This window comes from Blautia coccoides, from assembly GCF_034355335.1.
Classification (GTDB): domain Bacteria; phylum Bacillota; class Clostridia; order Lachnospirales; family Lachnospiraceae; genus Blautia; species Blautia producta.
This window is the reverse complement of the sequence record NZ_CP136422.1, coordinates 818376-828938: the sequence shown is the minus strand read 5'-3', so window position 1 is coordinate 828938 and position 10563 is coordinate 818376. Positions and strand designations below refer to the sequence as shown.

The 10563-nt window shown below is 37.0% G+C and carries 10 protein-coding genes; 7 read left to right on the top strand and 3 right to left on the bottom strand.

Annotated features, from left to right (window positions below):
* Nucleotides 1-150: 150 nt before the first annotated feature.
* Together BLCOC_RS03670 and BLCOC_RS03665 are read right to left on the bottom strand one after the other, a co-directional pair.
* Nucleotides 151-651, bottom strand: coding sequence for a GrpB family protein (locus BLCOC_RS03670; protein WP_165907354.1), 501 nt, complete (start codon nucleotides 649-651; stop codon nucleotides 151-153).
* Between the two features lie 262 nt (nucleotides 652-913).
* Nucleotides 914-1330 carry a helix-turn-helix domain-containing protein gene (locus tag BLCOC_RS03665; RefSeq protein ID WP_115624445.1) on the bottom strand — a complete coding sequence of 139 codons (417 nt, stop codon included), beginning with the start codon at nucleotides 1328-1330 and terminating at the stop codon, nucleotides 914-916.
* A 163-nt stretch (nucleotides 1331-1493) separates the two neighbouring features.
* Here BLCOC_RS03665 and BLCOC_RS03660 point away from each other — a divergent pair, with 163 nt between their 5' ends.
* From BLCOC_RS03660 to BLCOC_RS03630, 7 genes are all read left to right on the top strand, one after another.
* Nucleotides 1494-1814, top strand: a complete 321-nt coding sequence (locus BLCOC_RS03660) for a hypothetical protein (protein WP_033143642.1) — start codon at nucleotides 1494-1496, stop codon at nucleotides 1812-1814.
* A gap of 161 nt (nucleotides 1815-1975) precedes the next feature.
* Nucleotides 1976-2809, top strand: coding sequence for a rolling circle replication-associated protein (locus tag BLCOC_RS03655; protein ID WP_174717641.1), 834 nt, complete (start codon nucleotides 1976-1978; stop codon nucleotides 2807-2809).
* Nucleotides 2802-4058 carry a tyrosine-type recombinase/integrase gene (locus tag BLCOC_RS03650; RefSeq protein ID WP_072522834.1) on the top strand — a complete coding sequence of 419 codons (1257 nt, stop codon included), beginning with the start codon at nucleotides 2802-2804 and terminating at the stop codon, nucleotides 4056-4058. Before BLCOC_RS03655 ends, BLCOC_RS03650 begins: the two co-directional genes overlap by 8 nt.
* Before the next feature lie 435 nt (nucleotides 4059-4493).
* The gene (locus BLCOC_RS03645; RefSeq protein ID WP_165907351.1) at nucleotides 4494-5660 is read left to right on the top strand and encodes a MarR family transcriptional regulator; all 1167 of its coding nucleotides are present in this window, start codon (nucleotides 4494-4496) and stop codon (nucleotides 5658-5660) included.
* 1 nt (nucleotide 5661) lies between these two features.
* Nucleotides 5662-6192 (top strand): hypothetical protein, encoded by a 531-nt coding sequence (locus tag BLCOC_RS03640; RefSeq protein ID WP_115624444.1) that lies wholly within the window; start codon nucleotides 5662-5664, stop codon nucleotides 6190-6192.
* Nucleotides 6193-6254: 62 nt separating this feature from the next.
* Nucleotides 6255-7181 (top strand): tyrosine-type recombinase/integrase, encoded by a 927-nt coding sequence (locus BLCOC_RS03635; RefSeq protein WP_115624443.1) that lies wholly within the window; start codon nucleotides 6255-6257, stop codon nucleotides 7179-7181.
* 65 nt (nucleotides 7182-7246) lie between these two features.
* Nucleotides 7247-8248: a D-alanine--D-alanine ligase family protein gene (locus BLCOC_RS03630; RefSeq protein ID WP_115624442.1), complete on the top strand. Its 1002-nt coding sequence runs from the start codon at nucleotides 7247-7249 to the stop codon at nucleotides 8246-8248.
* Here BLCOC_RS03630 and BLCOC_RS03625 read toward each other — a convergent pair.
* The gene (locus tag BLCOC_RS03625; protein WP_115624441.1) at nucleotides 8216-10489 is read right to left on the bottom strand and encodes a tetratricopeptide repeat protein; all 2274 of its coding nucleotides are present in this window, start codon (nucleotides 10487-10489) and stop codon (nucleotides 8216-8218) included. The two genes, BLCOC_RS03630 and BLCOC_RS03625, sit on opposite strands and share 33 nt — an antisense overlap.
* Nucleotides 10490-10563 lie beyond the last annotated feature (74 nt).

The window sequence follows — 10563 nt, the reverse complement described above, 5'->3', positions numbered from 1 at the left end:
TCAGTCTTATAATCCATGCCGCAGACCGGAATCGAACCGTTTTAAGTAATCAAAAATACCGAAAGAAAGGGGCTTTGGAGACTTCATCACGTCTGCGGTGTTCAAAAAGTGTTCAAACGCTTGTCTCTCTCAAACTGGAATTTGCAAACGCTATATATCTCGTAGAACTTCCGAAATAAACTCTGCTTTCTTTTCAGAATATTCCAATAAGGTATCAATTCCACCGGCTAAAATTTGTTCTTTTAAGTCCGAGTATGCCTGTGCTTTTTCCGGATACTTTATCATATAGTCACGAAACAATATATCCTTTTTCCATACATCCCCTTTGTATTCGACGATATGTAAGTTAAAATTCTTTATATCTCTTTTTATAAAATATAATCTGTCAGATACACTCATTTCCCGCATATATGTATAGCCGCTTGCTTCTATTTCTTGTATTACTATCTTTTCTGGCGGGAAGCTCCTCACCCCTATAATAATATCTATAATCGGTTTTGCTTTTATGTTTGGAATTGAAGTGCTACCAATATGTTCAAAAGTCAGTGTTTTTAAGTGCGGTTTATTTTTTAACATTTTTATTTCATCATTAAAATCATAGCGCCAATGAAGATTATGATTTTCTATATGTACTTTTTCATTCAATATCAACTGTTTTAACCTCCACCATTCCAATTTACTTAACTACTATTCAGTATAATCTAAATATATGAAGCGCACAAGAAAAAAGTATGTAAGACTCTGACATCTCTACATACCCTTTTCCGCACTGTACCGACTTTAAGCATAGTCTGCCGTCCATATTCCCTTGTTCGTGCTTTTCTGCTAACCAGTGTCCCGCAGGGTGCCCAGAGCGACGGTTCCTAACAGGGCGGCGGGTCGGCTGGGCAAGCGGACGGCTTAGAAAGCATTCCTATCCTGCAACATACTTCATGTTTGATTCTCTCCGCCCCTCATATCTCTCTTTTTCTAAGAGTTTGTCGAGGAACTCCGACACTTCTTCCATATCATCACTGTCTATTAAATCCAGTTTCATCAGCACGTCAAGGTCGGTCTGGTTCTTCGGCTGGATAGAAACAGGCTGTGACATATCCACCACCACTTTCAACGGCTTTTTCTTATTTGCCGTTTCAATATCCGTAGTTAGCCCCATAACATGGCTTTTACTCACTCCAAATATCTGTGACAGTTTTTCCCAGATAGATTCATCTCTTGGCGTTCCATTTCCGTTTTCGTAGTTTGTCAGCATACTCTGTGAGATTCCCAGTTCTTTTGCTAGTTCTGCAACCGTGATATTCTTTTCTTTCCGTAATTCTTTAATTTTGTTCATGTTGAACGTCCTCCTTTCTAAGCACATTATATTTCATCAATTTTCCCTTGTCAATCTTTTTATCGGATATTCAGATATTTTCTATTGACATTTCATTTAGTTTGGTTTATCATATGATTATCTTAATATCTGATTTTTAGATATTTCAAAAGGAGGTGATACCATGATTCGAGGAAGCGACTTTATTTTAAATCCAAACAAACTGGAAGAACAGTTCCAGCTTGTAGAAGTTTCCGACTGGGTAGATTTTTCTACAAAAGAAAAGCTCGGCTTCTACTATACTGTTCTCTTTCCAAAGCTGAAATTTGAAAAAGTCAAAGTAGGTGTAAAAACGTCCAGTCCGCTGATTTCCAATGAAGAACTGGAACAGAAAGGGCAAGTCCCTGTCATGTTTGAGGGATTACATACATGGGCGAGTCTCTATAACGGACGGCTTTCTGTCAAAGCAGAAGCAAATAACATCAAGATAGCCGGAATGAAATAGTCTCTCTCCTGTCAGACAGACAGTGCCGGACAGCGTCTTAGGTGCTGGCTGTCTGACTTGGAAAGGGCAGATATTTCTTCTGACTAGACTTGATATATAAAACAACATCTTCCGAAAACAGGAAGAAAACACATTACAAAATAGGATACGAGGTGGATTTCGTGAGCAAAGCAAAGGAATGTTTTGCATACAATACGAAAATCATTGAAACTCCTACCACCAAAGAAGTATATATCTATAAGAATCCTATTTTCAGTCATTCAACAGAAAATGCAGATTTAGAGAAAACAAGCAAACGTAAAACCTTTGATGAGATGTCAGCTCATAAGCAATATGACAGCCTGAAACGCAAACAAAAACATTATGAACAGACACGTTGGGAGATTGCCCGTATCGTGGACTGTAATTTCAATAACAGAACCAAATTTGTAACGCTGACATTCAGAGATAATATTCAAGACATTACCATAACGAACCGAGAATTTAAGTATTTTATCCAGCGATTAAATTATTACCTGTATCAAACCAAAAGACAATTATTAAAGTATATTGCAACGTGGGAGAAACAAAAACGTGGTGCAATCCACTACCATGTTATTTTCTTTGATTTTCCATACATAGCAAAAGAAAAATTACAAGATTTATGGTCGCATGGTTTTATTAAGATAAACCGTATTGATGTAGACAGCAAGGAGAACCGTGGTCGCTATCTCAGCAAATATTTTGGGAAAGACCTTGATGTAAAGGAGCATAAGAAAAAGGCGTTTTTCAAATCACAAAACCTGAAAATGCCGAAAGAAACAAGACTCATGCTGACTGATGATATGATTCTCGAATTACAGAATGAAACTATCATTTTTCAAAAAGAGTACACACGGCAGATATATGATACAAAATCCTTTTTAGCTACTGGTTCTTATTTAAAGGACAGCAGTGTTACCTACATCAAAATCAAAAAAGAAACTATGGGTGTAAGGGGGGATTCTGATGAATAACCCTGTTACATCTTCCGATATTACGTTATTGAACACATTAGCCGCTTGTGCTAATATGACTCCAGATGAAGTCTTCAAAGATTTTGAAATTATGGCAAATAAGAAAATCTTGGAGAATCACAAATATGAAATTTATTACTCGGAATCTGAAAAAAGCTGGCGTACCTATTTACCAGATGACACCAAACCCAACAACCGCCGTCCGATCAAGCGGAAGAGTAAAGAGAACCTTGAAAAAGAAATCATCAGATTTTATATTGAGAAGCAAAAAATCGAAAACCGTGAGAATATCACACTGGAAGAGTTATATACAGAATGGCTCTTATACAAAAGAGATTACACTTCTGTAAAGGCAAAGACGATTCAAGAGTATGTTTCTGAATGGAACAGATTTTTCAAAGACACGGCTCTTTCCAAAATGAAGATAGGAGAAATCAGACCGATTACCCTTATCCGCTTTTTCAGAGAAGCCACAAAAGAACGTCAGCATACCCACAAGAGAATCAGCAACGCCCGTTCTGTCTTAAATGGAATCATGAGTTATGCCATTGAGGAAGAAATCATCTCCCACAATCCTGTCTCTGATGTGAATTTCAAGCAGTTCACCTACAAGCCTGTGGAAGTACAAAGTGACAACGTATTTTCCCGTGACGATACACATAAGCTACTGCATTATCTTAGCTGTATCACAGAGCCTTATTCCCTTGCGATACAACTATCCTTTTATCTGTTTATCCGTATCGGGGAAACAAAAGCAATCCGCTGGGAAGATATTGACTATGAAAACAGAATGGTCTATCTGCACCGACAGGCTACCTGTGAACGGACACTAAACGATGATTTAACCTTTTCCAAAAGAGAAGTAAAGGTAGTCAACCAGATGAAAGGAAATACCTCTCATGGTTTCCGCAAACAGTTCTTGACTGATGAAGCAATCAAGATTCTTCAGAAAGCCAGAGAATTAAATCCGCATGGAGTGTATGTCTTTGAACCCAATGGAGAAATCATGACAACAGACAGCTTCAACCGCCGTTTAAAGAAGTATTGCAAAGAAGCTGGTGTTCCTTACCATTCCAGTCATAAAATCCGTTTCTACAATGCCTCAACTGCCTTTGACGGAAACAATCTCACAACCTTGAGTTATTTAATGGGGCATAGCGAAACGGCAACCACGCTTCACTATTTACGGAACGTCAACAAGAGGAAGAATGACCGCTTTGCTTTTCAAAAACTGGGGATTTCCTCATAAAGTGTTCAAAGGTGTTCAAACTTTTTGAAGCAAAAAAAGAAGAGAAACGCTGTAAATTCAACGTTTCTCTCACTTTTACCTACTGCCGCAGACCGGAATCGAACCGGTACGGGTATCACTACCCACGGGATTTTAAGTCCATGAATACCAATGGAACTTCCCGGAACTATCGGTATCAAAATGGTACTTAGAACCCACTGAAAAGCCCATAAAATAAGGACTTTTCTCTGCAGCACTGATTAAAAATACACTAAAATCAGTATAAAGCAGATTTTCTCGTTTTGCAAGGCAAAAAATACGTTTTAGGGACGATAAGGGACATTTCACAGGATGTTTCTATACAGGAAACAACAAGGTAGCCGTTAATATAACACCACTACTGATTAAGCAGGCGATTAATTTCGTCTGCTTTTCTTTATCAAAGGAGAAAGATTTATGGATTATGAATTAGAGCTAAAACAAATTGTAGATTTTCCACGTTGCAGAATGTACCGGGAATTTATACGTACCTTGATTGCCGACAAGAGCATCCGGACAAACGGATGCTCTTATCTTTTTTACTATATCGTTCTGTGCTCTTACGCAAACTACAGAACATCCTACAATCGGATAGACGGCATCGTATATACCGTCAGTCCCGGTGAGTGGGTGTGTCATATCTCAGAATTACAGGTTTGGTTTCGCTGCCGCTTTCAGCACCAGGTATTATCTATACTTCAGTATTTTGAGGAGCAGCATTACATCACCTATTCTATATTGGGAAAAAACAAAATAATTAAGTTTAAAATCAGTGACTGGCAGAAAGACAATACTGTACTGGAATATAATTATCCTTGTAAAAAAAATGCCGGCTTCTTCTTTTTTACAATAGCCAAGGTCCATGAGTTAATCAGTATAGGGAAATGCTCTGAAATGGATATAATTTTAGATTTATGGATCCACGCTATTTATAACGACCCTTCGGTACAAGGCTCTCAACCAGGTCCCGTTGTATATTATCGTAACAATACCCATAATCCTTTAGTCAATTATCAGAGCCTTGGTGAGAGGTGGGGTATATCAAAAGCATCTGTATCTCGTATGCTGAAAAAATTAGAAGAAAAGGAGTACATTACTCTGATTAATTTTAAGGGGAGGCATGGCAGTGTCATTTATCTCAACAACTATTTATCTGTCATGTTTAATGTAAGTGATGTCATGATTGACAAAGAGGAGGTTGCTATGACTATGCAATTACCAATCCATATCCCGGACAGCGAGGAACCATCCAAATGCGTTTCAAAATGTGTGACAGATGACCAGTTAACAGTTTCAGAAAATAATTTATGCGTTCCGAAACCGCATATGAAATATATCATCCAAAAAGTAGTCGAACTACTGGATTCTCAAGGGATTCCATGCTGCCACTGTGAGAAGACGGAGTATATATTATCTCCTTTATCAGACTGCAAGAGTACAGTAATTCAATATGCTCTAAGTATTATCTGCCCTTTCGGGAATATGAAATACCAGTTTGAATTGACATTAACCTCAAAATCACCGGATGTCCAATTCGCATTGCAACCCCAACAGGAATGTATCAAACAGGAAGGGAGAATATAAGATGGCAATGAAAAAAGAAAGAAACTTTCCTACCCCAGAAGAGGATCCTCGTTTTCACGACACTTATCAATTTCTGCGGCATTATCGGGATGCTACTTACAGCCTGAAGGTTGTGGTACATCAGTTGGAAATGCAGTTCCAGATTGAATTTGGAAATAGCATAGATGAATTTCTGGACTCCATCTATGTCGCTGGCGCTGAGTTAAATGGAACGGGTATAGAAGAACGTGCAAAAAGTATTGAGCGAAGCAATAAAATGTTAAAACTTCTGGATTCTGCAGTAGATTTACTACGTACCAATCACAAATATGGTGAACAATTTTACTGGATTCTTTATTACTCGTATTTGTGCCCTCAAGAATTAAAAAACACAGACAAAATCATCGAAAAGTTGGAAGCACACATAAGCAATATCTCTTATCGCACCTACTACCGGAAGCGTAGAGCTGCGATTGAAGCTTTAAGCACAGTTCTTTGGGGATTTACAACTAAGGAAACTCTTAATATTTTAAACCGATTTTTCCCTGAATAGCGTTAGACATTTTATAAATAGGCACTCATAATGAACATAAAAACACTAAGGAGTGCCTATTTATGAGAAATTTAGAAATACTAATTGCAAACTATTTGAAATACTGTAAGGAAATCAAACAATTAGATTCCAAAACAATTAAAGCATACCGTATTGACCTGACTCAGTTTAGCAGTTTCACTTTAGAATATCCATCTTGTATTGACAAAACGACACTGAATGAATACATATCATCTCTTCACCAAAAATTTCAACCAAAGACAGCCAAACGAAAGATTGCAGTTATAAAAGCATTTTTTCAATACCTGATTTATGAAGAGACAATTGCCTTTAATCCATTTAGCAAAATCAATGTAAAGTTTCGCGAACCTATAACACTGCCACGGATTATACCAGAAGAGATCATTGCGAAATTCATCTCCACCATGTATACGGAAAAACTAGCTGCATCAACCACATACCAAAGTAACACTATCCTTCGTGACATTGCCGTAGTGGAACTTTTATTTGCTACTGGTGTCAGGATTTCAGAGCTATGTACCTTAACCACTCAGCAAGTAGATTTATCATCTTACAAAATATTGATTTGGGGTAAGGGGGCAAAGGAGCGGATGATCCAAGTCGGAAATACAGATGTTCGCAAAGCTTTACTGGAATACTATAATACTTTCAAATCGGACATAGAATCCTCCGGGTGGTTTTTTGTAAACAGGCTCCACCAGAGATTTTCTGAGCAATCGGCCCGTGACATGATTGTAAAATATCTGAACAAAGCATTGATTGACTTACATATAACCCCTCATATGTTCCGTCATTCATTTGCCACACTTCTCTTGGAAGCCGATGTTGATATTCGGTACATACAAAAAATGCTCGGACATAGTTCAATTAAAACTACAGAAATATACACAAATGTATCTATGACAAAGCAGAACGATATTTTAACGACAAAGCATCCGAGAAATTTTATGGATCTTAAGAAGCAATAGACTCCTTATTTCTGTTCTTCTGAACCGAGGATAATATATGATTATCCATGGAGAAGGAGTGAACTATGAATCCACAGGATATTACGATATTATTTCTTGCACACTATGCACCACAGAACGATTTTACAAGTATTCCCGTAGGAATCAAAGATTTTGTCTATGCACAATATCATCACAAAGTATATAAAGTCCTGAAATCTTTTTTTCCTAAACTCCTCTCTTCATGCGACCCCAGTGTTATGTTACAGGACAATATTGAGGCAGATTTTATCTTTTCTTTATACAATAGAATGCCTTTCCGTAATTCAGAAGTATTTGTTTCATCCGTAGCTGAATATCATAACCTTCCCTACTTAGGTGCAAGACCTAATATCCGCGCACTTGCTGAAGACAAACATTTAGCAAAAATGTTGGCAGTATATGCGAAGGTTCCCACACCGGAATGGACTATTTATAATATCGGTGATGAAATACGCAAACCGAAATTTGAACCACCATACTTTATTAAGCCTAGATTCGGGGCAGCATCAAATGGAATTGATGAAAGTTCGATCTGTAGCACATGGGAAGCTGCCAAAAATAAAGTTTTTGCATTACATAGTTTAGGAGTAGATGTAATCCTTGAGGCACAAATCAAAGGAATATATCACACTTGTCCTGTACTTAATAATTTTGGCTTACATAAGTATCTGCCATGTATTGCTCAATATTCTACATTAAAAGATGGAGTCGTTACGTATCAGCAAAAACGTAAAATAGCCCCAGGCCTTTCCAGAAAAGTTTTGACAGATAATGAACTCCAAAAACAAATACAAGAGTATTCAAAACATATGTACTCCTTGATTCAACCGCTCGATTATACAAGATTTGATTATATTGTTGAACGAGAATCTGGAATCCCTTATTTCTTAGAATTTAACGTATGCTGTAATTTGGGAGAACATTCAACAATCAGTCAAGCTGCGGCTGCTAACGACATAACTTATGATGCGCTTATTGCTAACATTACGTATTCCAGTTTATATCGTAATGGATTACTTGACAGTACCTTTGGGAAGGAGCTTTAGGGGATCCATATACCAATACGCCAGTCCACATGGTGAATACAATTTACGCCAAAGTTGTTTGTCGAAAAGATATGGAGACTTTGAAAAGCTTTGGTAGACTTGAAGTGCTTCTTCTGTCTGCTCGGGATGGTAACGGTCCAAATATTTTTCGGTCTGTGCAATTAAACCGTCTATATTCTTATTGCCTGACAAGCATTCAACTAGCAAGCGATTAATATAATATTTTTGTCTTACACGATCTAGTGGGTGTTCCTCAATTTCCGCCTCTAGGTCACGTAGTAAGTTTACAGCTTTTGAGGTATTTCCAGAAACAGCATTAAGGCATGCCATATTGATTGACGTAAATATTTTTGGCATGCTATTTTCTCCTAATGTTTTTGCTAGAAGAAGATTCTGGGATGCCTCTTGATATTTTTCTAGCATTAAATAGCAAATTCCTAAATTATTATAAACAATATGTAGATGAGTCTTTGAGAAGGGCATTAATCCATCTTGCGCTTTTTGGAGTTTTTGGAGAGCCTCTTCGTATTTTTTCTCAAGACATTGCGCATATCCCCAATTGCATAATGTCGTATATAAGCCAAAGTCATCATTATCTCTTGTAAATGCTTCTAATGCTTTTTCATACCATTCGTCTCTATTGCCGTTATAAGCAGATGCTACATTACGGTATAAATAACCTTGCATCGGCGAATTTGGATAGTGCTTGATGAGCTCTACAAAAACTTTTTGAGCCATAGGCATGTTTTCAGCATGAATATAATTTGAAATGAGGAAGGAACCCAATAAATTCTGACGAGATGGTTCTCCCTGTTTTCTTAAACATCTTATCAGTTCTTTTTCAGCAAGTGCTGTATTTCTAGTACGATTTAGTAACGTAGCTCTTAAGGCATTTAATCCTTCGTCTGTTTCATCATATATAATGGAACTTATCCACTGCAAGGCATCCTTATATCTTCTCATTCGGCAATAATTTATGCATGCCAAAAGGCAATCTTCTCGATTCCCTCGTTTGAGTTCCGCAGCTGATAGTAATTCAGGGGATGCTATTTCTCCTACCTTAATTAAACTTTGTAAAAATGGCAGTGCATCTTTCCTCGAAGTACAACCCAATTGTTGAGATAATAAGTAGCGTAACCTTGAATTATTGTTAGAAACACAAAGATAACTATACACAATATTTTTATAAACAAGCTGATCCGCATATGAATCGAGAATTTTTTGTACCACCGGATGCGAGGTCGTACACAATTCCAACTTGCCCTCTTTCCAGGTAATCAAACCTCTACTGACAAGTGATTGAAAAGCCTTATGGCATGTTTGCATAATATTCATAGCAAAGTCATTACCGGATGCAACAACGTTAATTAGTTCTTTTTCATCCATAGGAATACTAAAAATATGAAGAATAGATATCACAGTTTTTTCACATTCTGATAAAGGCTCATCAGGTTTGATGCTATGATTTCCGTAATCTAATATCGCATCAATTATTTTATGAATGTTTTGGTTAGAATTATTCGCAATCATATCCGCATCCCTGTCTTCAATGTGGAGATTATAAAGTGCGGCTAACTCCTTAATGAGTTTGGTATGAGGTCGATCAAACTCAACTTCTTTAAAATTAATTGAATGAAGCCGTAGACTATTTCTAAATTTAAGGAATTGTTCCTCATGACCTTGTATTTGAATAATGATACATTGAAGCACTCCACTATCTATAAGATTGTGTAATAATGAAAACGAATCTTCGCTTAATCGCCCTATTGGATCAAGAACTATTGTGAAAGGAGTTCCCCCAGCTTTCTCCTTTAGCATTGAAAAGAAAGGCAACAGTAATTGCTCAACAGCAGATGGATAATCTCCGGTATAAATTGGCGGTGCTGATTTACTTTCAGCTATCCTACCTAAAAACGAACCAATATATGGCACTCCCTGAGCGATCGATGAAATTACTGAAGTATTATGCGATCCAAATGTTTTATCAAGAAATTTTTGGAATATACTATCAAAAGGGGGTTTTACAAGTTGTGAAAAAATAACATCTTTAAGAGAATTTTCACGTGGAATTGGCAAATACAAAAAAAGTTCAGGTGCAATAAGTTCGCCTTTGATTCTTTCATTAATAAACGATGATATTCCACAGGCAGGGTATGCTTTAATAATGATTACAGGTGTATCTTCTGAATTTATATGATACTTCATTTGCTCAAATTCAGCGGTTCTATTTGCATAACTCATCTTGTCACCTCAATAAAAGATAATCATATATTATCCTCGGTTCATTGTACTTTAATATAGTTTTCTTTCTATTA